At 38.6% G+C, this 21,091-nt stretch carries 24 protein-coding genes; 14 read left to right on the top strand and 10 right to left on the bottom strand.

What is annotated here, in order from left to right; all coding sequences use genetic code 11:
• Positions 1–94 precede the first annotated feature (94 nt).
• Genes ACYVM0_RS21955 through gpmI form a run of 3 tightly spaced genes read right to left on the bottom strand, consistent with a single transcriptional unit; the run spans position 95 to position 2,697 of the window.
• On the bottom strand, positions 95–607 hold the full coding sequence (locus ACYVM0_RS21955) for a hypothetical protein (protein WP_460560713.1): 513 nt from the start codon (positions 605–607) through the stop codon (positions 95–97).
• A gap of 19 nt (positions 608–626) precedes the next feature.
• Positions 627–1,145, bottom strand: a complete 519-nt coding sequence (locus ACYVM0_RS21950) for a heme-binding domain-containing protein (protein WP_460560712.1) — start codon at positions 1,143–1,145, stop codon at positions 627–629.
• Between the two features lie 37 nt (positions 1,146–1,182).
• Positions 1,183–2,697, bottom strand: coding sequence for a 2,3-bisphosphoglycerate-independent phosphoglycerate mutase (gene gpmI / locus ACYVM0_RS21945; protein ID WP_460560710.1), 1,515 nt, complete (start codon positions 2,695–2,697; stop codon positions 1,183–1,185).
• 134 nt (positions 2,698–2,831) lie between these two features.
• Here gpmI and ACYVM0_RS21940 point away from each other — a divergent pair, with 134 nt between their 5' ends.
• From ACYVM0_RS21940 to ACYVM0_RS21920, 5 genes are all read left to right on the top strand, one after another.
• The gene (locus tag ACYVM0_RS21940; RefSeq protein WP_460560709.1) at positions 2,832–3,212 is read left to right on the top strand and encodes a DUF4783 domain-containing protein; all 381 of its coding nucleotides are present in this window, start codon (positions 2,832–2,834) and stop codon (positions 3,210–3,212) included.
• An 80-nt stretch (positions 3,213–3,292) separates the two neighbouring features.
• Positions 3,293–4,228, top strand: a complete 936-nt coding sequence (nadC, locus tag ACYVM0_RS21935; protein WP_460560707.1) for a nicotinate-nucleotide diphosphorylase — start codon at positions 3,293–3,295, stop codon at positions 4,226–4,228.
• A gap of 19 nt (positions 4,229–4,247) precedes the next feature.
• Positions 4,248–4,598, top strand: a complete 351-nt coding sequence (locus ACYVM0_RS21930) for a translation initiation factor (protein ID WP_460560706.1) — start codon at positions 4,248–4,250, stop codon at positions 4,596–4,598.
• Positions 4,599–4,775: 177 nt separating this feature from the next.
• On the top strand, positions 4,776–5,162 hold the full coding sequence (apaG, locus tag ACYVM0_RS21925) for a Co(2+)/Mg(2+) efflux protein ApaG (protein WP_460560704.1): 387 nt from the start codon (positions 4,776–4,778) through the stop codon (positions 5,160–5,162).
• Positions 5,163–5,290: 128 nt separating this feature from the next.
• Complete coding sequence (locus ACYVM0_RS21920) at positions 5,291–6,397, top strand: fatty acid desaturase family protein (RefSeq protein ID WP_460560702.1); 1,107 nt, start codon at positions 5,291–5,293, stop codon at positions 6,395–6,397.
• A 154-nt stretch (positions 6,398–6,551) separates the two neighbouring features.
• On the opposite strand, the gene gldB is transcribed toward ACYVM0_RS21920, so the two are convergent.
• Complete coding sequence (gene gldB / locus ACYVM0_RS21915; protein WP_460560700.1) at positions 6,552–7,571, bottom strand: gliding motility lipoprotein GldB; 1,020 nt, start codon at positions 7,569–7,571, stop codon at positions 6,552–6,554.
• Between the two features lie 73 nt (positions 7,572–7,644).
• On the opposite strand from gldB, the gene ACYVM0_RS21910 reads away from it, so the two are divergent.
• On the top strand, positions 7,645–9,327 hold the full coding sequence (locus ACYVM0_RS21910; RefSeq protein WP_460560699.1) for an NAD(+) synthetase: 1,683 nt from the start codon (positions 7,645–7,647) through the stop codon (positions 9,325–9,327).
• On the opposite strand, the gene ACYVM0_RS21905 is transcribed toward ACYVM0_RS21910, so the two are convergent.
• Positions 9,254–9,745 carry an energy transducer TonB gene (locus ACYVM0_RS21905; protein ID WP_460560698.1) on the bottom strand — a complete coding sequence of 164 codons (492 nt, stop codon included), beginning with the start codon at positions 9,743–9,745 and terminating at the stop codon, positions 9,254–9,256. The genes ACYVM0_RS21910 and ACYVM0_RS21905 overlap by 74 nt on opposite strands.
• 40 nt (positions 9,746–9,785) lie before the next feature.
• Complete coding sequence (locus ACYVM0_RS21900) at positions 9,786–10,118, bottom strand: YbjQ family protein (protein WP_460560697.1); 333 nt, start codon at positions 10,116–10,118, stop codon at positions 9,786–9,788.
• Between the two features lie 301 nt (positions 10,119–10,419).
• On the opposite strand from ACYVM0_RS21900, the gene ACYVM0_RS21895 reads away from it, so the two are divergent.
• From ACYVM0_RS21895 to rsgA, 6 genes are all read left to right on the top strand, one after another.
• Positions 10,420–11,421: an AAA family ATPase gene (locus tag ACYVM0_RS21895; RefSeq protein WP_460560695.1), complete on the top strand. Its 1,002-nt coding sequence runs from the start codon at positions 10,420–10,422 to the stop codon at positions 11,419–11,421.
• An 85-nt stretch (positions 11,422–11,506) separates the two neighbouring features.
• The gene (locus ACYVM0_RS21890; RefSeq protein ID WP_460560694.1) at positions 11,507–11,872 is read left to right on the top strand and encodes a four helix bundle protein; all 366 of its coding nucleotides are present in this window, start codon (positions 11,507–11,509) and stop codon (positions 11,870–11,872) included.
• A gap of 32 nt (positions 11,873–11,904) precedes the next feature.
• Entirely contained in the window at positions 11,905–12,774 is an 870-nt protein-coding gene (locus tag ACYVM0_RS21885; RefSeq protein ID WP_460560693.1) for a DUF58 domain-containing protein, read from the top strand.
• Positions 12,775–12,806: 32 nt separating this feature from the next.
• On the top strand, positions 12,807–13,760 hold the full coding sequence (locus tag ACYVM0_RS21880; RefSeq protein ID WP_460560692.1) for a hypothetical protein: 954 nt from the start codon (positions 12,807–12,809) through the stop codon (positions 13,758–13,760).
• A gap of 14 nt (positions 13,761–13,774) precedes the next feature.
• Positions 13,775–14,776 carry a vWA domain-containing protein gene (locus tag ACYVM0_RS21875; RefSeq protein ID WP_460560691.1) on the top strand — a complete coding sequence of 334 codons (1,002 nt, stop codon included), beginning with the start codon at positions 13,775–13,777 and terminating at the stop codon, positions 14,774–14,776.
• A gap of 124 nt (positions 14,777–14,900) precedes the next feature.
• The gene (gene rsgA, locus ACYVM0_RS21870; protein WP_460560690.1) at positions 14,901–15,866 is read left to right on the top strand and encodes a ribosome small subunit-dependent GTPase A; all 966 of its coding nucleotides are present in this window, start codon (positions 14,901–14,903) and stop codon (positions 15,864–15,866) included.
• 98 nt (positions 15,867–15,964) lie between these two features.
• Here the strand turns inward: rsgA and ACYVM0_RS21865 are convergent, their stop codons facing one another.
• From ACYVM0_RS21865 to ACYVM0_RS21855, 3 genes are all read right to left on the bottom strand, one after another.
• Entirely contained in the window at positions 15,965–16,267 is a 303-nt protein-coding gene (locus ACYVM0_RS21865; protein ID WP_460560689.1) for a hypothetical protein, read from the bottom strand.
• Between the two features lie 110 nt (positions 16,268–16,377).
• Positions 16,378–16,572: a hypothetical protein gene (locus tag ACYVM0_RS21860; protein ID WP_460560688.1), complete on the bottom strand. Its 195-nt coding sequence runs from the start codon at positions 16,570–16,572 to the stop codon at positions 16,378–16,380.
• Positions 16,573–16,685: 113 nt separating this feature from the next.
• The gene (locus ACYVM0_RS21855; protein ID WP_460560687.1) at positions 16,686–17,213 is read right to left on the bottom strand and encodes a gamma carbonic anhydrase family protein; all 528 of its coding nucleotides are present in this window, start codon (positions 17,211–17,213) and stop codon (positions 16,686–16,688) included.
• A gap of 219 nt (positions 17,214–17,432) precedes the next feature.
• Here ACYVM0_RS21855 and ACYVM0_RS21850 point away from each other — a divergent pair, with 219 nt between their 5' ends.
• Positions 17,433–18,632 carry an aspartate aminotransferase family protein gene (locus ACYVM0_RS21850; RefSeq protein ID WP_460560686.1) on the top strand — a complete coding sequence of 400 codons (1,200 nt, stop codon included), beginning with the start codon at positions 17,433–17,435 and terminating at the stop codon, positions 18,630–18,632.
• Positions 18,633–18,645: 13 nt separating this feature from the next.
• Positions 18,646–20,118, top strand: a complete 1,473-nt coding sequence (locus ACYVM0_RS21845; RefSeq protein WP_460560684.1) for a YiiX/YebB-like N1pC/P60 family cysteine hydrolase — start codon at positions 18,646–18,648, stop codon at positions 20,116–20,118.
• Between the two features lie 37 nt (positions 20,119–20,155).
• On the opposite strand, the gene ACYVM0_RS21840 is transcribed toward ACYVM0_RS21845, so the two are convergent.
• Positions 20,156–21,091 (bottom strand): hypothetical protein, encoded by a 936-nt coding sequence (locus ACYVM0_RS21840; protein WP_460560682.1) that lies wholly within the window; start codon positions 21,089–21,091, stop codon positions 20,156–20,158.

Genomic DNA, 21,091 nt, shown 5'->3' with positions numbered 1-21,091 from the left:
ATGAAATTTAGTCTGGTAAATAATATATATAAATGCACAACTGAATTGAATTATTCAATTGCGGCAAAAGCCAATTCTGGCAGTATAGAAGATGCTATGCGTATTTAGGAGGCTGTACAATAACAGCAAGGTGAAGGTCTGGTATGTTTTCTTTGTAGTAAGGGAAAAAAATACGGTCAACATGCTGCCAGCTATTATGGCAAACTAAGCCTGCAGGATTATTATATAATGGAGGGAAAAGAAACCTGACTGCAATGGAATTAAGCGGTGATGAAGCACCGTTTTTCTGCTGCATAAAATTTTTCAGCTGCTCATGTAAATGATCTTCATCTTTATCGTATAATCCCGTTAGTGTTATTGTATTGCCGTTGGTGGTAAAAGACCTTACATCAAATAATCTGCCTTCAATAACGGCTTCTTTATTTTTCTTCAACCATTGCAGCTCATTAATTTTAATAGTGACTGTTTGAAGTGAAGCAGTTTCCAGCCTTTCTTCCATTTCATGTTCAATCAGTTTTTGTTTAATACAGAAGCCGGCAAAAAACAATAGCGGTGCTGTTACTGCAAGCAGCATTACAAAAGCCGGTATCTTTTTTTTGCTAAACATTTTTTGCCAAACTAATCAACTATTTTGTTGGAGGCTGTTGCGGCCTTTGTGGTCTTTTTAAACTGTCTTCGGGGTAATGTGCTTTAATGCTATCTCTTATACCAGTTACCCAATTGGCTATACTCAATTTTTGTTGTTCATTTAAGACGGCATCTTTATGTATGATTGTGTAAGAACCCAACGGCATTTCCCCTTCCTTAATTTCACCATTAATTTTTTCCAGTTTATTATACTGCTTTCCTATCCGGTAAGATGCAAATTCCGAAAAATTTAATTCTTTCTTGCCTTCATTTACATGATTGGCAAGCCACCAGGCTACGGGTTGTATATTATTATACCATGGGTACCTTGTATTATTGCTATGACAATCGTAACAAGCGGCTTTTAGTGATGCCTGCACATCTGCTGGTATGGCATATTTAGTTGTAATATCATTGGCGCTAATACCAGCTGCTATATTTTTTGCCGGCCTGAAAAACTGGATCACTATAAATACCAGCAGCAGCAGTACCAATAATCTTTTAAAAAACTTTTTCATGATCGGTATTATTAAAGGTTAAAGCATGCTTTGTGATTCAGCTCAATACATTACCACTCATTTCTTTCGGTATAGGTAAGCCCATCATGGTTAAAATGGTTGGTGCAATATCTCCCAATTTACCATTTTTTACATTGCCTTTCCATTTGTTATCAACAATAAAAAACGGCACCAGGTTTAATGTATGTGCGGTATTGGGGGTGCCATCTTCGTTGATCTCATAATCAGCATTGCCATGATCGGCTAAAATGAAAACTGCATAATCCTGTTTTAATGCAGCTGTCACTACTTTTTCCACGCAGGTATCCACTGTTTCCACTGCTTTTATTACTGCTTCCCAAACGCCTGTATGGCCTACCATATCTGCATTGGCAAAGTTTAAACAAATAAAATCGGTTGGGTTGGTTTCAATTTCTTTTACAATAGCATCGGTTACAGCAAAGGCACTCATCTCGGGTTGCAAATCGTAGGTGGCAACCTTTGGCGATTGTATCATGATACGTTTTTCTCCCACAAATTCTTTTTCTCTGCCACCACTAAAAAAGAAACTTACGTGAGGATATTTTTCTGTTTCGGCAATGCGTATCTGCGTTTTATTATTTTGTTCTAAAATTTCTCCTAAAGTATTTTTAAGATCATCATTTTCAAAAACAACGTGTACATTTTTATAAGTATGGTCGTACTGCGTCATAGTAGTATAATGCAGGTCGAGTTTTTTCATGCCAAAATCAGGAAAATCTGTTTGTGTAAGTACCTGTGTAATTTCCCGGCAACGATCGGTACGGAAGTTAAAGCATATCACCGCATCGCCATTTTGAATTTGCGTTTGCGGTATGGAGGAATTGATAACAGGTTTTATAAATTCATCGGTAATATTTTCGTCGTAAGATTTTTTTACAGCAGCTAAAACATCACCTGTTTTTTCGCCAACGGCATTTACTAATGCGTCATAGGCCAGCTTTACTCTTTCCCAGCGTTTATCCCTGTCCATTGCGTAATACCTTCCGGTAATAGTAGCAATATGGCCGGTTGATTTATCTAAATGACTTTGCAGGTCGGTTAAAAAGCCAAGTCCGCTTTTAGGATCAGTGTCACGGCCGTCGGTAAATGCATGGATCAATACATTCTGCAAACCTTTTTCGGCACAAAGTGAGGTTAAGGCTTTTAAATGGTTGGTATGAGAATGCACACCACCATCACTTACCAGGCCCATTAAATGCAATGGCTTATTGTTTTGTTTAGCATAGTCAATAGCTGCCAAAAGAGTGGGATTGGCTGCAAATTCGCCGGTCTTTATGGCTACATTAATACGCTGTAGTTCCTGGTATACTATACGGCCGGCACCCAGGTTAAGGTGGCCTACTTCGCTGTTACCCATCTGGCCTTCGGGCAGGCCCACATCTTCTCCGCAGGTAACTAAGGTGGAATTAGGGTATTTTGAATAGAGTGAACTTACAAACGGGGTTTTAGCATGCTGGATGGCATCGCTGCTTTTTACCTTACCAAGGCCCCATCCATCCATGATAATCAGTATAACTTTCTTATTTTCCATACGTAAAACTAAAATATTTGCAGCTAATTACTCGTTATTTGTAGTAATTAAGCATAAATTTTACGCCCACAATTGTGATTTTAACACAGGTTGGCATACTTTTAGCAAAAATGATGGTATCTAAATAACCTGAAATGAAACGATTTTTTACGCTGTTTGCAACTACAATCCTGCTTTCGTCTTTTACGCTGTTTTTAAGTATTGATGAAGTGGTAAATGCTTTAAAGGCAGGTGATTCGGCCCAAATAGCCAAGTACTTTGATAATACCGTTGAAATAACAATGCCTGATAAAAGTAATAACTACAGTAAAAACCAGGCAGAAACTGTTTTAAGAGACTTTTTCAGCAATAATGGCGTAAAGGGTTTCGAAATTATTCATAAAGGCGAAAACTCCGGTTCGCAGTATTGTATAGGAACTTTAGTTACCAAGAACGGCTCCTTTAGAACCACCGTATTTATGAAGCAGAAAAATGACAAACAATTGTTACAGGAAATACGATTTGAACTCAAGTAATGTCTGACACCAACAATACAGAAGCCCCGGATATTTCCGGGGCTTTCTTTTTTTTATAGTACCTGGCCAATATGAAATTGATGCAGGCATTAGTACAGGGTACTTTGGTAAATACCGGCAGCGCTCCATTAAAAGTGCTGCCGGTATTTCTTAGCTTTGTGCTTATGGAGTACAACGAACAATTAAACCTGCTGATAAAAAATGCATTACAGGAAGATATAGGCGATGGGGATCATTCCACATTAGCTTCGATTGATGCAGCTGCAAAAGGAAAAGCAGTATTGAAAATTAAACAGGATGGGATTTTAGCAGGTGTAGCGGTGGCAGAAAAAATATTCCGCTACATGCAACCCGATATTGTTTTTACGGCTTACAAAAAAGACGGAGATGCCATGACGTTTGGCGAAACCGCCTTTGACGTAGAAGCAAAAGTGCATACCATTTTACAATGCGAAAGATTGGTGCTGAATAGCATGCAGCGCATGAGCGGTATTGCTACTTTAACAAGAGCGTATGCTGATAAATTAAAGGGGTATAAAACAAAATTGTTGGATACCCGTAAAACCACGCCTAACTTTCGTTTATTGGAAAAAGAAGCCGTAAAGATCGGCGGCGGCGTAAACCATCGCTTTGGCTTATACGATATGATAATGCTGAAGGATAATCATATTGATTATTGCGGGGGGATTGAAAAAGCAATTAATAAAGCATTCGATTATGTGCAGGCAAAAAAGCCGGGCCTAAAAATAGAGGTGGAAACAAGAAGTATTGAAGACGTAAGAAAAGTGATGGCTACCGGAAAAGTAAACCGCATAATGCTGGATAATTTTACACCGCAATTAATTACCGAAGCATTAAAAATCATTGATGGTAAATATGAAACCGAAGCCAGCGGCGGTATTCATTTAGAAAATATTGAAAGCTATGCAGCTACAGGTGTAGATTATATCAGCAGCGGCGCTGTTATTCACCAGGCAAAAAGTGTAGACCTTAGCCTGAAAGCAAAAATTATTTAAGTTTTTTATTGACAATTATATGAGTAAAAAGAAAAGCAGTTTAAATTCCTTTGGCGGGTTGGTGTACTCAACTGATCCGGGTTTTAAATTGGAAGAAACAGAAAGTAATGACCAGGAAACTTTAGCTCCTGCCAAACAAAAATTAAGGATACTGTTAGATAAAAAACAAAGGGCCGGCAAGATGGTTACTTTAATTGATGGTTTTATTGGATCACAAACAGATATGGAAGAGCTGGGGAAAAAACTAAAAACATTTTGCGGCACCGGCGGATCAGTGAAAGATGGTGAAATATTAGTGCAGGGCGATAACAGGGATAAAGTGCTGCAATGGCTACAAAAGAACGGTTATGCTGCTGCAAGAAAAATATAGCCACTACTTTGTAGTTTTTTAGCGACTAATAACACGGATTTACACGAATAATAAAATGCCATTAGTGAAAATTGGTGTCATTAACGGCAGTTACTAAAGTTTGCAAGGCCAAAAGCAATTCATTATTTTAACAACAAAACCCCGGTTTTATTGCTATTTTTACAGTAAACACAATACATGGTTTCTCAAATATCTGAGGGTATCAACATAAGTGTGGAAACATACTACCAGCCGGATTACAGCAACCCGGTGAATAATGAATTTATGTTTGCCTATAAGATCACCATTGAAAATAACAATACATTTCCGGTAAAATTATTAAGCCGTCACTGGTATATTTACGACAGTAACGGCAGCCTCAGGGAGGTTGAAGGAGAAGGGGTTGTTGGTGTGCAACCACAAATCAATCCCGGTCAGTTATACCAGTATATCAGCGGGTGTAACCTGCGTACAGAGATAGGCAAAATGCACGGCACTTATCTTATGGAGAATATCACTAATAAAAAAACCTTTACAGTATCTATTCCTTCTTTTCAAATGAGCACGCCTTTTAAGTTAAACTAAAGCTTATTTATATCAATTTTAAGTGTATCTTCAGCCGTCTCATTTTGACAACATCAATACCTAATAAAATTTATCAACAATCTTTTTAAAAAACCGGTAAGGAAAACCTTTCACTTCAATAGTTTGCTATGGCAAAAATTACTTTTTCAAATCGCAACAACGAATTCTATCAAAGCCTTAAAACAGCAGTAGATGAATATTTTGAAAAAAATAATTTCAAAAAAACCGGCGACTGGAGGTTGTATAGTAAAAGTATTATTTTAATCGGGGCAGCTGTTACCGGATATTGTTTTCTGATGTTACCCGGTTTGCATTTAACGGCATTACCGGCATTATTAATTTGTGCTGCACTGGGATATATTTTTGCCTGCATTGGTTTTAGTGTGATGCATGATGCCAACCATGGCAGTTATTCTACCAGGCCATGGCTGAATGATATGATGGGCCTTAGTGCCAATGCATTAGGTGCCAGTTCTTTTTTCTGGAAACAAAAACATAATATTGTTCATCATACATATACCAATGTAGATGGCATTGATGATGATATTGCCAAGAGCCCGATCATCCGCCAATGCGAAACTCAAAAGTGGGTACCGGCGCATAAAATTCAGCATTTGTATCTATTGCCTATCTACGCTTTGTCTTCTATCTTCTGGATATTTTTTATGGATTTTACTAAATATTTTACAGGTAAAATTTATACCACCGAAGCATGGAAAATGTCGGCAAAAAACAAAACTATTTTCTGGTTAACCAAAGCAGGATATTTAACTTTTTATATTGCGCTGCCCATTATTAAATGGGGCTTTCTACCATGGTTGGGAGGTTTTTTATTGTTGCATGCTGTTATGGGTTTAACGTTGTCTGTTGTTTTTCAATTAGCACATGTAGTGGAAAATACAGAATTTGAGCATGTAGGTTTAGAGGAGACCAAACATGTGGAATCTGCATGGGCAGTACATGAATTAAGAACCACTTCTAATTTTGCAATGGGTAGCAAAACAATTTCCTGGTTTGTGGGCGGATTGAATTTTCAGATCGAACATCATCTTTTTCCTAAGGTAAGCCATGTACACTATCCGGCTATCAGTAAAATAGTACAACAAAAATGTGCCGAATACAACCTCCCATATAACCAGTACCGCACCATGCTTGAAGCGGTAGCTTCTCATTTCAGGGTAATGAAACATTTGGGTAAAAGGCCTGCAGAAATGCAACAGCAGATTGCAGCGTAGCTTCGCCTGATCCGTAAAAGAGAACTTGTGTTGCTACATAATCAGTAAGTAGGTGAGTAGAAAACTTTGAACTATAACATAGTAATCTTAGTATACATAAACGCCGGTTACAAATTTTGTAACCGGCGTTTATTTTTTATTTGTTTAGCAATTGCTAAGGCTTGTATTTCGCTTCCTGGAAAATGGTATCGTCATCAGTAGCCATTAATTTTTGCAGGCTTGTTTCCGGATATTTTTTCATGTATTTTTTTACGATCTGCCATCCGGCAAAAGAACCGATATTACCGGGTGAAGCATCTCCCAGCTCCTGTGTTTTAGGCGATTCTCCGATGTAGTTTTTAATTACATTATCGTCGATGGTTTGCAGTAAATTATTCTGTACAAATAAGTCCCAGATATTTTCTTCGTGCTGGTAACAATCTTTTAATTGCACAGCTGTATAACCAATCAGTTTATCTTCTTCTTTATAAGGAAGTAGTTTACTCAGCACATATAAGCGCTTTCCTTTTTCCACCATTTGTTGTACTAAAGACCTGTCTTCCGGTTTCTCGGGATACATATCCTGTATAATCTTCTTCATCACGTTCACTACAATGTACGGCGCTTCAAAATTATTGCTGATGTATTGCGGATAGGTATCCTGTACCAATGAAGTTTTATACAAGGAATAATTTTTTCCTAAATAATGTTGCAAGCCAACAACGATAGCTTCGTCTGAAGTACCGGTGCCGGTACCATCTAATGGCCCTATATAAGTAATTATTTTTTGTGGAAATTTGTAAGCAGGGAAATAGTATTTACAAAATTGCAAAGCATTTTTTATTTCTTTTTCAAAAGGCGTAAAATCTTTAAAAAGCAACTGGCTGCTGTCGTAAACACTGTTGTATAAAGTGTCATGGGCAAATTGACGAACATAATTTGCTATGGTATCATTGGGCCATTTTGGATCAGCACGTAAAATATCGAAAATAAAGGTGTTGGTAAAGCTGGGATACTTTGCCTGTATTTTATCTATCAGCGGGGCAAAATTGGTTGAGTCCAGCGCAAACAGGTCCTGCTCAAAACGCTGGGTATTCAGCTCTATTTTGATATTGGAAACATCGGGTATTTTTTCGCCGCTGTTGCAGGAAAAGACTACACTGCCTATAATAAGTAAACCAAATAATAACCGCATTGTTGAATAATTTAACTTTACAAAGAAAAAGATTAATTTTTAAACATAAAGATAAATAGGAGGAATCGGCGTTATGAAGATTTTTTTAGCACAGCAAAACTATCATATTGGCAATTTTGAAAGCAATACACAAAAAATTATTTGTGCTATTGAAGAAGCCAAAAAGCAGGGCGGCGACCTGATATTATTCAGCGAACTGAGTGTGTGTGGCTATGCGCCCAAAGATTTTTTAGAGTTTGATGATTTTATCGGTAAATGTTATGCCGCTATTGATGAGATAAAACAGCATGCAGATACTATTGCAGTATTGTTGGGTGCACCGGACAGAAACCCCGTGAGAGAAGGAAAGGACTTGTTTAACGCAGCTTACTTCCTGTATGAAAAAGAAGTAAAAGGCATAGCCCATAAAACCTGTTTACCTAATTATGATGTGTTTGATGAGTACCGTTATTTTGAACCCGCCTACGATTGGAAAGTGATGGAGTTTAAAGGAAAGAAATTAGCAATAACGATTTGTGAAGATATATGGAACCTGGGTGATAACCCGATGTACCGCATTTGCCCGATGGATGAACTGATGAAACAACAACCGGATGTGATGCTGAATTTATCGGCATCGCCATTTGATTATACACATGATGAAGACAGAAAAGCCACTATAAAAGCCAACGTTACAAAATACAAGTTGCCTTTGTTTTATTGCAATGCGGTGGGCAGCCAGACAGAAGTGGTATTTGACGGCACATCCTATGTATTTGATAAGGATGCTAATTTGTGTGGCAAGTTACCTTCGTTTCAATCATCGTTACAATCTTTTATTTTAAACGATGACGGAACAATAGATGCTCCCATTATTGAACCTGCCAGCCGTGTACCAGATAAAGAATTAAACCCTGTGGCGTTAGAAGAAAATTTAAATATAGAACAGGTACATGATGCTATTGTAATGGGCATAAGAGATTATTTTACCAAGATGGGTTTTACAAAAGCGATATTAGGCAGCAGCGGTGGTATAGACAGTGCAGTTACATTAGCGCTGGCATGCGAAGCATTGGGCGCTGATAATGTAAGGGCTGTTTTAATGCCATCTGAATACTCTACAGGGCATAGTGTAAGTGATGCCGAAGCTTTGAGCAAAAATTTAAATAACCCTTACGATATTGTGCCGATAAAAAATATCTACGATAGTTTTTTACAGGAGCTGAAACCCATTTTTAAAGACCTGCCCTTCAGCATTGCAGAAGAAAATATACAAAGCCGCAGCAGGGGCAATTTATTAATGGCCATTGCCAATAAGTTTGGTTACATTTTATTGAATACATCTAACAAAAGTGAACTGGCAACAGGCTATGGTACATTATATGGCGATATGGCCGGCGGACTGGGTGTATTGGGAGATTGTTACAAAATGCAGGTGTATGCGTTGGCAAAATATATCAACCGTAATAGAGAAGTGATCCCGGAAAATATTATTACCAAAGCACCCAGTGCAGAGTTGAGGCCCGGGCAAAAAGACTCCGACTCCTTACCCGATTACGGTATTCTTGATAAATTATTATTTCAGTATATTGAAAGAAGGCAGGGGCCAAAGGAAATAAAAGCGCAGGGGTTTGATGCCGCTTTGGTAGACAGGGTGTTAAAAATGGTAAACATCAACGAATATAAACGCAACCAGTTTTGTCCTATAATACGTATTTCGCCAAAAGCGTTTGGGGTGGGCAGGCGGGTGCCGATTGTGGGGAAGTATCTGAGTTAACAGCATCAGATTTTTCGAACATGATGGTGTAAGGCAACCTTTTAAATTCTTTAAAAAGTATTCCTTCGTAACGTGCAGGCTTCCATTTTGTAAGACAAAGAATTCTAATGATTTCCTTATCGCAATCATGACCTGCGGAATCTATTATTGCAAACTGTGTAGCATTGCCACTGGTATCAATTACAAATTGTACTATTCCTTTTATAAAAAATGTGCTGTCTGGCACAGCATCAGGCTGAATGAATTGTTCGGCAATAAATCTATGCAAAGAATTAATTCCTCCCTCAAATGTTGCAGGCTCAGGGAAGATGCATTTGAAAATTATGTTGTCCCCTTCCTGTTGGTGTTTTTGTCTTTTTTTCTGCGATTGGCCTGACAGGGACATCAAAACAGCGATTATTATTGCAAAATATCTCATACATCAAAGAGATGCTTGCAAAAAATATTTCCATACCCGATTATATTTTTTCCACCACCACAGCCGTACCATAGGCCAGCACTTCAGTAACCCCATTCATTACTTCATTGGCATCATAGCGCATATTGATGATGGCATTGGCACCACGTTCTGCAGCATGTTGCAACATCAGTTGAAAAGCCTCTTCCCTTGTTTTTTCGCACAATTCAACATAGATGGAGATCTTGCCGCCAAATAAAGTTTGAAAGCCGCCGGCAATATTGCCCAAAAGGCTGCGACTGCGTACGGTAATGCCACGTACAATGCCTAAATGTTTTGTAACACGGTATCCTTCCAGCTGGTTGGATGCGGTGATTAATTGTTGATCTACCATAAAAATGATTTTTTTAAAGATAAACTCATTTTAACAGATTTTTGCCCCACTCATCAAGATGGCAAAATTTTTGTTAAGGGACAGTACGTAAATTGCAGCTTATGCCTGATACAGAGGAGTTTCTTTTAAAACGAGTAAATTTACCTGCAGGATAAGATATCAGGTATGATAGTTGCAAAGCTCTGGTGACAAAGGTGATTTTATATAACACAATTAAGGCTGAATAAAGAAATATTGTACAAGAGTGCGACGCCAATGAAGATGAATAAAGAAATATGGCTAGGCTCCAAAAAAAGAACATATGTTACAAACCGCAGAAGACATCCGTTTGCTGAATGAAAAAATTAATCATGCAGCAGGATTTGTTACCAGGATCAATGATGAATTGAGTAAAGTGATTGTGGGCCAGCATGGCATGATAGAACGCCTGCTGATTGGCCTGTTAAGCAATGGGCACGTATTGCTGGAAGGTGTGCCAGGCCTTGCCAAAACACTGGCCATTAAATCGCTTGCAGAAACGGTGCAGGCTAATTTCAGTCGTATACAGTTTACGCCCGACCTGTTGCCGGCGGATGTTGTGGGAACAATGATCTATAACCAGGCCAAGAATGAATTTATGGTGCGTAAGGGGCCTATCTTTTCTAATTTTATTTTAGCAGATGAAATTAACAGGGCACCGGCAAAAGTGCAGAGCGCCTTACTGGAAGCCATGCAGGAAAGACAGGTAACTATTGGAGATACTACATATAAATTGCCCGAACCATTTTTAGTATTGGCCACACAAAACCCTATTGAGCAGGAAGGTACTTATCCATTACCTGAAGCACAGGTTGACAGGTTTATGCTGAAAGTAATTATTGATTATCCTACAAAAGCAGAGGAGCAATTAATTATTCGCCAGAATACATTGGGTTTGAGTTTTCAGACTATTAATGCGGTAGCATCAACCAGCGAAATTTTAACTGCAAAGGAATTGGTGCGCCAGGTTTATTTAGATGAAAAAGTAGAGAATTATATCCTGGATATTGTTTTTGCCACACGCTATCCTGAAAAATATAACCTGCCTAAACTAAAACCATTGATTGGTTTTGGCGGAAGCCCCAGGGCAAGTATTAACCTGGCATTGGCTGCAAAGGCCTATGCATTTTTAAATAAACGTGGTTATGTTATTCCTGAAGATGTGAGAAGTATTTGTAAAGATGTGTTGCGCCACAGAATAGGGTTGACCTATGAAGCAGAAGCAGAGAATGTAAATGTTGAACAGATCATAACAGAAATTTTAAGGGTTGTAAACGTGCCATAAGATGCAGGTTGACAGGTATGAGATGACAGATGATAGAAGGTGAGCCGCAGGATTATTTGTATTGGTAATTTAAAATTAATGGGATATGACTGGGTATAAAAAAGTAGAAGCCTGGAAAAAATCAATGCAATTGGTTAAAGAAATTTACTTGTTAACCAAGACTTTTCCTAAAGAAGAATTGTATGCTTTAACATCGCAAACAAAACGAGCAGCTGTTTCGGTACCGTTTAACATTGCTGAGGGGAGTGGCAGGAATTATAAGAAAGATACCATACAGTTTTTACATATTTCGAGAGGCGCTTTGTATGAATTAGAAACATTGTTAAACATTGCTGTAATGATGGAAATTATTAACGAAGAGAAATTTACACCATTGTCGCTCTTGATTGAAGAGTGCCTTAAAGTCTTAAATGGACTAATCGGCTATTACGAAAAGAGTAACTTAAAATAAGGACTGTCATCTAAAATCTAACCACTATCATCTTGTTAACAACAGAAGAGATACAACGCAAAGTAAGGGAGCTTGAAATCAAGAGCAAAAAGATCACCACGCATTTATTTACGGGGGAGTATCATTCTGCTTTTAAGGGAAAGGGCATGAGCTTTAGAGAAGTGAGGGAATATTATGCAGGGGATGATGTTCGGTTTATTGATTGGAATGTAAGTGCAAGGTTCAGTCATCCTTTTACCAAAGTGTTTGAAGAAGAAAGAGAACTAACGGTGATGTTGCTGATTGATACCAGTGCCAGCAATTTATTTGGTACCATTGCCAGGCAAAAAAAAGACCTGATCGTGGAAATGGCTGCTGTACTTACTTTTAGTGCGGTAAGTAATAATGACAAAGTAGGCGTGATTTTCTTCAGCGATAAAATTGAAAAATATATTGCGCCCAAAAAAGGGCGCCAGCATGCTTTATATATTGTAAGGGAATTGCTGACCGTGGAAGCTACCAAAAAGGGAACCGACCTGGATGCGGCAATAAAATATTTTACCACTTCTGTCAAGCAAAAAAGTATTGCATTTTTACTAAGTGATTTTTTAGTGACCGGTTATGATAACGATCTTAAAGTAATTGGCAATAAACATGACGTAATTGGAATAAGGGTGTATGATAAAATGGATATGCAGTTACCTGATGCAGGATTGATACAGGTACAGGATGCAGAAACAGAAAAAAGTAAATGGATCGACAGCAGCAATGCATTGGTACGCTACAATTACCAGCAGCATTTTATGCAACAAAGTGAATTATGTAAGACCTATTTTAGAAAAGCAGGTGCAGAGTTGCTGCATGTGCGTACGGATGATGATTATGTAAAAATATTACAGCAGTTTTTTATAAAACGAAATTAAAAACCAATGCAAAATTGGTGAATGTATAATTGATGATAGGTAAGAGAAATATAAATCGGTTTGTAAAAGTTGCAATTGCAGTAACCTGTTTTTCTTTTTGTACGCCAGGTGTTTTTGCACAATCCCCTTCAGTAAAAGCAGTTGTTGATAAGAGTGATATACTTATTGGCGAACCGATACAATATAAAGTAACGTCAATATTCCCCACAGGTGTTTACAAAGTAAGTGGCATTATACTGCCCGATTCTGTAGCACATTTTGATATAGTTGATAAAGGCAAAATAGATACCAGCATACAGGATAATACTACAACGTTTCAGCAAACCATCACAATCACCAGCTTTGATTCAGGAAGATGGAATATCCCTGCTTTTAAAGTGAATTTTGATCCGGTAAAAGATGACACCACGATATTCCTGTCAACAGATTCTATCGCGGTTAATGTGGGCTATGCGCCGCCAGACAGTACCAATCAGCTTCGGGATATTAAACCCATCATGGAAGTGGAGATCAAAAGTTATTTGTGGTATTATATCGGCGGCGGAATTATATTATTACTGATCATAGGTTTTCTGATCTGGAAATATGTGATCAAAAAAGCCAAAAGTGACACTACAGATTTTACTGCAAAGCTTTCTCCCTATGATGAAGCGATACAAAATCTGGACAAACTGAAACAACTGAACCTGCAAAATCCGGAAGATATCAAACTGTATCATGCAAAACTTTCATCCATTTTTAAATGGTATATCAGCCGCAGGCAAAAGTTAAGCATCATGAATAAGACCACCGGTGATGTGCTGGTGCACTTAACAGAAGCTAATCTGCCAAAGGATACTATTACCAATGCAGCCACAGCACTGCGTTGCGGCGATGCAGTAAAGTTTGCAAAATATTTACCCGTAGCTTCAGAAAGCGAAGCATGCTTTAATAAAATAAAAGACAGCATAAATTTTATACAAACCAGTAAACCAATTCACCAGTAAACCAATTCACCATTTTGCTTTTCGATTATTTCAACGATATTACTTTTGGCCAACCCTGGTTTTTTGTATTGTTTGCATTGCTGCCGATACTGATGGTTTGGTATGCCCTAAAAAATAATACACAACAGGGCGCTATCATTATTTCTGATGCCAGTGCTAAAGGTTTATCCTCCTGGAAAAACAGTTTGCGTCACTTACCTTTTATATTAAGATTGCTGGCGCTGAGTTGTATAATAGTAGCATTGGCAAAACCACAAACAAGATACGAATTGCAACAGGCAGAAGGAGAGGGTGTGGATATTGTATTGTGTATCGATGTAAGCGGTAGTATGACAGCGCAGGATTTTCAGCCCAACAGGCTGGAGGCCGCTAAGGCAGTAGCAGCCGATTTTGTAAATAAAAGAAGTACGGACAGGATTGGTGTGGTGATCTTTGCAGGCGAGAGTTTTACGCAATGCCCGATAACAACGGACCACAATGTTTTACTCGCTGCCATAGAAAATATCCATAACGGCTTACTGGAAGATGGTACCGCAATTGGCAGCGGACTGGGCACCAGTGTAGACAGGTTGCGTACCAGTAAATCAAAAAGTAAAGTGATTATTTTATTAACGGATGGAGAAAATAACGGCGGATTGATAGACCCTAAAACGGCCAAAGAAATAGCCAAAACATTCGGTATTAAAGTATACACTATTGGTGTAGGTACCGAGGGCTATGCGCCGCAACCGGTGAATACGCCATTGGGAGTACAGATGCAAAATACCAAAGTTACTATCGATGAAAAATTGCTGAACGAAATTGCGAGTGAAACGGGCGGTAAATATTTCAGGGCAAAAGATAATGAAAGCCTCAGCAAAATTTACGATGATATCAACGGCCTCGAAAAATCAAAAGTAGAGATCTCCACCTTAACCAGGTATACCGATAAATTCTTTCCCTTTGTGATGGCTGCATTGGCGCTGCTTTTATTAGAAGTGTTATTCCGGTTCACTATATTTAAAAAATTCCCGTAGCATTTGTATGTGGTCAGACCAGGGCGTCAGACCATATGCAGGTACATGATCAGGCGAGGGCGCCGGATCAGGTATCTGCACTTAATTCTTCTATTTCATTTTAATTCATGAAATTTGCACCCAAATGAAAGCAACCGTTTATAAATCTACCGGCAGTTGGTACGTGGTAAAGGTGTCAGAAGGCTTAGAGCCGTCGGGACAGCTGAAAACATTTAATGCCCGTATGTTAGGCAAATTTAAAATTGATGGACTTACCAGTACCAATCCGATTGCAGTGGGTGATATTGTAGAAATTGAAATGGAAAATGAATTGGAAGCCGGCGTAACCATTACTAAAATTTACGATCGTAAAAATTATATCACCCGTACTTCTCCGGCCAATAAGCACCAGCATCATATCATTGCTTCAAACTTAGATCAGTCATTGCTGTTTGCAACTATAAAAGATCCCAAAACATCACAAGGGTTTATCGATCGTTTTTTAATTTCTTCCGAATCATTTCATATTCCTACGATAATTGTTTTTAATAAAGCCGACCTGTATAAAAAGAAAGAGGAAGAAAAATTTGAAATGGTGAGATCAATTTACGAAGCCATCGGGTACACCGTTAAAAAAATAAGTGTGGAAACTGGCGAAGGTGTAGAAGAAGTAAAAAATTTGTTGAAAGATAAAGTGACCTTATTAAGTGGCCATAGTGGTGTGGGTAAATCTTCTTTCCTGAATAAAATTTTTCCGGAGATGAATTTAAAAACCCTGGCTGTAAGCGATTGGAGCGGAAAGGGCATGCACACTACAACATTTGCCGAAATGTTTGACCTGCCTGCCGGACAGGCAGGTGTGTCCTTTGGCGGAAAAATTATTGACACACCGGGAATAAGGGAATTGGGCCTGGTGGATATTCCAAAGCAGGAACTGTCGCACTATTTTCCGGAAATGAAAGCATTGATCAATGATTGCCAGTTCAACAACTGCATGCATACCAACGAACCTAACTGTGCTGTTAAAAAAGAAGTAGAAAATAATACTATTTCAATGGACCGGTATATCAGTTATTGCAATATCCTCGAAAGCATTGAGAAGAAATTTTAGATTTACGATGGGTGACTTTTAATTTCTGTAATTGTAATGGTCTGCTACTTTATCATATCTTCTTAAATAATCGTAGATCAAAAATCCTGCATCAAAAATCAATAAGCCATTCGTTGCAGATAATTTGCCAGTTCCATAACGGCTGTACTGTCTTTCTTTTTATTTTCCAGATGCTGAGGCAGGATACTAACGCCATTAAAAATGCTGTAATGCAGCGTTAAAAAATTGTCTTTGTACTGAAAATCCCAGTCTAAGGATTCAGCATCATCCACCTGGTTTAAAAATTTTACCTGTAGATCATCTGCAAGTGTGGTGGCAATAGCATAAAATTTTGAAATGCCACAGTTATCGTCAATAACTGCTTCGGTAGCGCCATTCGGGGTTTTCAATTGGTAGCACATAAATATTCGGATTTAGGTTTTTATTTTTAGCGTCAGGCAGCCAGCTTCAAGTAACCAGCTTCAAGGGATAAACATTAAGTTTGTAGCAGCTGGCTTCCTCCTTGCAGCTTTTATTCTCCCACTGCTTTCTTGCCCCCCTTGTACTTTGCCTTCTTCACTTTTTCTCCGGCCAGTATTTTTTCGGCACCTACATTTCTGCCATTACTCGGGCAGCCATACTTTTCTTTTTTACGAAACAGGTTGGTTACAAAGCATCCGCTTAATAAAAATGATACGCAAAATATGGCTACTATAATTTTTTTCATGTCTTAAAGATATATTTTTCTCCGCTTCCGTAAAAGCCCGGTTGGGAAAAGCTTCAGGTAACCAGCTTCAAGGGATCAATATTAAACTTGCAGCAGCTTACCCTTCCTTGCGGCTATTCCCCTTGCGGCTCTTTAAACCACCCGCTGTACATTAAATAGTTATTCGCTATCCTGTCAATTTCCCCGCTGATCTTTTCCTGGCTGATTTCTTTTACTTTTTTTGCAGGAACGCCTGCATAAATGGTGCCCGGTTCCACAATCGTATTTTCGAGTACTACTGCACCGGCTGCAATAATACTGTTGCTTCCAATATGGGCATTATCCATCACAATGGCGCCCATACCCACCAGCACATTATCATCTATAACGCATCCATGTACAATTGCATTGTGTCCGATGCTAACATTATTTCCGATGGTAGTGCCCGTTTTAAGGTAAGTACAGTGAATTACAGCGCCGTCCTGCACGTTCACTTTATTACCCATACGTATAAAATTCACGTCGCCACGCAGCACGGCATTAAACCAGATACTGCAATCATCACCCATTACCACATCGCCAACAATAGTTGCATTAGGGGCTATAAAACAATCATTACCCATTACTGGGAATACTCCTTTTACCGGAAGAATTACTGGCATATTGTAAGTTTTAATTCTGCCTTTGGCAGTGTTATCATATTTATTTAAAACGAGCTGTTGAATTTCTGCCGGGCTGCATTAATATTCAAATGAATTCCCGTAACCGTACTCTTCAGCAATATATTTTTATTGCGCAGATTAAATGCAGCAAATACTTTTACCTGTTGCAATTTAACCAAACATTTATAATTCAATTAATCTTTACGAACTTTGAATAATATGAGTAACAGGAATTTGTTTTTGCAGCACGTGGGCCAAACCTCCGAAGCGCCTTTAGCATTAGAAATAATAAAAGCCGAAGGCAGTAAATTATTTGATGTAAACGGCAAGGAATATATTGATCTCATTGGAGGTATCAGTGTTTGTAATGTAGGTCATCGTCATCCCCGGGTTATTGAAGCAATAAAAAAACAACTGGACGATTACCTGCATATTATGGTGTATGGAGAGCTGGTGCAAAGTCCGCAGGTACAATATGCCACCATGCTTACAGCATATTTGCCTGCTTCACTAAACTCTGTTTTTTTTACAGCCAGCGGCAGTGAAGCAACAGAAGGCGCTATGAAATTAGCCAAACGATTCAGTGGCAGAACACAGATCATCTCTTTTAAAAACAGTTACCATGGTAGTACACAGGGAGCGTTGAGTATAATGGGAGATGAGTATTGGCGCAATGCCTTTCGTCCGCTATTGCCGGATACGATGCAACTCCATTACAATTCTTTTGAAGATTTAGAAAATATCACCGAACGCACTGCCTGTGTAATTGCCGAAACAGTGCAGGCCGAAGCAGGTGTTTTAGTACCGCAAAATAATTGGTTACAGGCACTGCGGAAAAAATGTACCGAAACAGGAACCCTCCTGGTTTTAGACGAAATACAATGCGGCTTTGGGCGTAACGGCTCTTTATGGGCATTTGAACAATTTAATGTGGTACCGGATATTTTATTATTGGGTAAAGCATTAGGCGGCGGCATGCCGTTAGGTGCTTTTATTGCTGATAAAAAAATTATGGATGCGCTGTCGCATGATCCTGTACTTGGCCATATCAATACTTTTGGCGGCCACCCCGTTTGTTGTGCAGCAGGTTTAGCAGCTTTTAAAGTATTGCTGCAAGAAAAATTAATTGATGGGGTGAAAGAAAAAGAAGCGTTGTTTGTAGCATTGCTTGAGGGGGCAGATGCTTCTAAACCGTCAAGGCACTTTAAGGTTCGTAGTTGCGGATTAATGCTGGCAATTGAGTTTGAGAGTTTTGAAGTAAATAAAAAAATAATTGATGCATTAATTACCGAAGGTATTTTTACCGATTGGTTTTTGTTTGCCAGCAATTGTTTAAGGATTGTGCCACCGCTTGTTATTAATAAAGAAGAAATTACAACTGCCTGTAAAAAAATTATGCAGGTACTGGAAAATAACTGAAGACTGATCCTTTATGAAAAAAGTTAAAACACTACTACTGCGAACTCTGCTTGCCTTACCAGTACTCTATTCTGTTTTATTAATACCGGATGCTAAAAATAATGCTGTAATTACTACAGGGGGCAAAAAACCTTTTTTCTGGAACAGGGATAATGTGTGGCAATTAATGGAGCAACGGTTTAAAAATGCTAAAACATTACTGCCCGTAAAATTAGATTCAATAATAGCAGCTGAAAAAAATAATGCAGAGAATAAATTTTCTATTTATCAAAATGGCACCTATACTGCAACTGATACCATCCTTACCACAATAGAAAATAATTTTTTTAACCTTGCTGCTTTAATTGCAGCAAAACCAGGCGAGGTGCAATGGTTTACCGGTTATTATAATCGCTTACGCAGTTATATAAAATTGCAGTCGCAGCAATGGAATATGAACGATATGGCTGTAAAAAACTCTATGTATGCTTTGCTTTATGGTATGCGTGCAGCTGTGGAAGAAGTTTTATTACAAACTGATGTTAAACAAATTTCTCCTGCTATGTTAGTGCAACAGGAGACTACTGCCACACTTTACACAAATATTTTAGGTATTGAGGTACATAGCGGAGATTTATTGGTATCACGTGGTGGCGCCGAAGTATCTGCGTTAATATCCAGGGGAAATGATTATCCCGGAAATTTTTCTCATGTAGCGCTGATCTATATTGATACCAAATCAAATATTCCGTATTTGATAGAAGCACATATTGAAAAAGGAGTAGCCGTTTCCACCGTAGCGCAATATGTAAAAGATAAAAAACTGCGCTTTATGGTACTAAGGTTACGCCACGATTTGCCTGCAATGCAACAGGATATGTTGTTACCACAAAAAGCTGCACAATTAATGTATGATGAAGCCTTAGGCAGGCATATTCCCTATGACTTTAAAATGAATTTCTATGATTCTACTGAAATGTTTTGCTCTGAAGTAGGCTCTTATGCCTATCGCAAAAACGGTGTACAGCTATGGAAAAATATTTCTACTATTTCATCACCAGGTGTAATGAAATGGTTGCAGGATTTTGGGGTGGAAAATTTTGTAACTCAAATGCCATCCGACCTGGAGTATGATCCGCAATTGGCCATTGTTGCCGAATGGCGTGACCCTGAAACCTTGTATAAAGATCATATTGACAATGCCGCAATGGATGCTTTACTGGAAAAAGCCAACAACGGAAAAACGATCGGCTACAATTTATGGATGCTGCCCGTTGCAAGAACGCTGAAAGCTTATTGCTGGCTTTTAAACAGGTTTGGAAGATACGGTGTTATACCCGAAGGTATGAGTGCTACCCGTGCCCTAAAGAACGAAACTTTTGTAGCCATGCATAAAGCAGTAAAAATTAAAACAGAAGTATTGGCTGCAGATTTTGTAAAACAAAACGGTTATCGCCCTCCTTACTGGCAATTAATAAAATTTGCAACGGCAGCAGCAAATGAATAAGGTAAAAAACAGGTAATAACCAAAAGTTGGTCAGTAACTATTTCTTCTCTGTTATTTCATAACTCTCAACCTGGTTAAGGCTGCCAATTATTGTAGTACGGCTATAATAGATACGGCTAAGCCAGCCGCTGGAAATAGCATAAGTAAATTGATTGACATCGCTCATCTCCATATCCCTGATCTGTTTGTCAATTTCAGCTTCGTCCTTAATAGGTGTGCTGGATAATTTTTTAAGCATAGCCGACATGATAGGGCCTGCTTTCCCTTTATCAATCACCTGGTTCAGGCTTATTTTACAGTAATCCTGTTTTTTATTCAGCTCATTAAGTATGAGCGATACAGTTGCAGGAAATGGCGCACCTCCGGTAACATTAGGTAGTTCAGTAGCAACAGTGGTACCGCCGGTGTTGTATTCTATACCATAGGGAGAATGGAAAAGCTGCACTTCTTTTATCAGCACGGTTTGTATATTTTCTTTAGATTGAAAAATTGATTTTACCTGGTTTAAGCCGGCTACAAATTCTTTAGTCTGCGGCTTACCTGCAAGTGCTTTTTCGTAACTACCGATGGCAAAATCCCTTACTTCCTGCCAGTTAACCAATTCAGAAAAGCTGCCTACATCATCTGTTTTATATACTATTTTCAAACCCTCCATAATAGAATGCAGGCTGTTCAATGTTTGTTCTGAAACACCCGAAGTGGCAAAGTTTTTATACACCCATTCAATAGTAAAACCGGCAGCAGTAGAGTCAATCACTTTTAAGTGAGCTTCATAAGTTGCGGCAGATACAGATTTGCCTTTTACCAGGTCAGTTTTTTCTTTGGTGTGTTTAATCTGGTAAACCCTGGTGTCTTTATTTTTCCAGAAAGAAATACAAGTGGCACTGGTATCTGTAGTGCGGTTTTGGGCAATAGCAATACAGCCGGTACCTGATAGCAATACAATAAACAAAAATTGAAGAGTGGTTTTCAT

This window comes from Ferruginibacter profundus (genome assembly GCF_054783275.1).
Note: the sequence above shows the minus strand (reverse complement) of the source record. Positions and strands in the feature narration are given on the sequence as shown.

Excerpts from the sequence above, each read along its gene's own strand:
- ACYVM0_RS21955 (WP_460560713.1), bottom strand. The coding sequence starts at position 607 with ATGTTTAGCAAAAAAAAGATACCGGCTTTTGTAATGCTGCTTGCAGTA.
- ACYVM0_RS21895 (WP_460560695.1), top strand. The coding sequence starts at position 10,420 with ATGTTACAAACCGCAGAAGACATCCGTTTGCTGAATGAAAAAATTAAT.
- ACYVM0_RS21930 (WP_460560706.1), top strand. The coding sequence starts at position 4,248 with ATGAGTAAAAAGAAAAGCAGTTTAAATTCCTTTGGCGGGTTGGTGTAC.
- ACYVM0_RS21950 (WP_460560712.1), bottom strand. The coding sequence starts at position 1,145 with ATGAAAAAGTTTTTTAAAAGATTATTGGTACTGCTGCTGCTGGTATTT.
- ACYVM0_RS21920 (WP_460560702.1), top strand. The coding sequence starts at position 5,291 with ATGGCAAAAATTACTTTTTCAAATCGCAACAACGAATTCTATCAAAGC.
- ACYVM0_RS21890 (WP_460560694.1), top strand. The coding sequence starts at position 11,507 with ATGACTGGGTATAAAAAAGTAGAAGCCTGGAAAAAATCAATGCAATTG.
- ACYVM0_RS21855 (WP_460560687.1), bottom strand. The coding sequence starts at position 17,213 with ATGCCAGTAATTCTTCCGGTAAAAGGAGTATTCCCAGTAATGGGTAAT.
- ACYVM0_RS21905 (WP_460560698.1), bottom strand. The coding sequence starts at position 9,745 with ATGAGATATTTTGCAATAATAATCGCTGTTTTGATGTCCCTGTCAGGC.
- ACYVM0_RS21860 (WP_460560688.1), bottom strand. The coding sequence starts at position 16,572 with ATGAAAAAAATTATAGTAGCCATATTTTGCGTATCATTTTTATTAAGC.
- rsgA (WP_460560690.1), top strand. The coding sequence starts at position 14,901 with ATGAAAGCAACCGTTTATAAATCTACCGGCAGTTGGTACGTGGTAAAG.
- ACYVM0_RS21940 (WP_460560709.1), top strand. The coding sequence starts at position 2,832 with ATGAAACGATTTTTTACGCTGTTTGCAACTACAATCCTGCTTTCGTCT.
- ACYVM0_RS21850 (WP_460560686.1), top strand. The coding sequence starts at position 17,433 with ATGAGTAACAGGAATTTGTTTTTGCAGCACGTGGGCCAAACCTCCGAA.
- ACYVM0_RS21900 (WP_460560697.1), bottom strand. The coding sequence starts at position 10,118 with ATGGTAGATCAACAATTAATCACCGCATCCAACCAGCTGGAAGGATAC.
- nadC (WP_460560707.1), top strand. The coding sequence starts at position 3,293 with ATGCAGGCATTAGTACAGGGTACTTTGGTAAATACCGGCAGCGCTCCA.
- ACYVM0_RS21865 (WP_460560689.1), bottom strand. The coding sequence starts at position 16,267 with ATGTGCTACCAATTGAAAACCCCGAATGGCGCTACCGAAGCAGTTATT.
- gpmI (WP_460560710.1), bottom strand. The coding sequence starts at position 2,697 with ATGGAAAATAAGAAAGTTATACTGATTATCATGGATGGATGGGGCCTT.
- ACYVM0_RS21845 (WP_460560684.1), top strand. The coding sequence starts at position 18,646 with ATGAAAAAAGTTAAAACACTACTACTGCGAACTCTGCTTGCCTTACCA.
- ACYVM0_RS21910 (WP_460560699.1), top strand. The coding sequence starts at position 7,645 with ATGAAGATTTTTTTAGCACAGCAAAACTATCATATTGGCAATTTTGAA.
- ACYVM0_RS21840 (WP_460560682.1), bottom strand. The coding sequence starts at position 21,091 with ATGAAAACCACTCTTCAATTTTTGTTTATTGTATTGCTATCAGGTACC.
- apaG (WP_460560704.1), top strand. The coding sequence starts at position 4,776 with ATGGTTTCTCAAATATCTGAGGGTATCAACATAAGTGTGGAAACATAC.
- ACYVM0_RS21880 (WP_460560692.1), top strand. The coding sequence starts at position 12,807 with ATGATAGGTAAGAGAAATATAAATCGGTTTGTAAAAGTTGCAATTGCA.
- gldB (WP_460560700.1), bottom strand. The coding sequence starts at position 7,571 with ATGCGGTTATTATTTGGTTTACTTATTATAGGCAGTGTAGTCTTTTCC.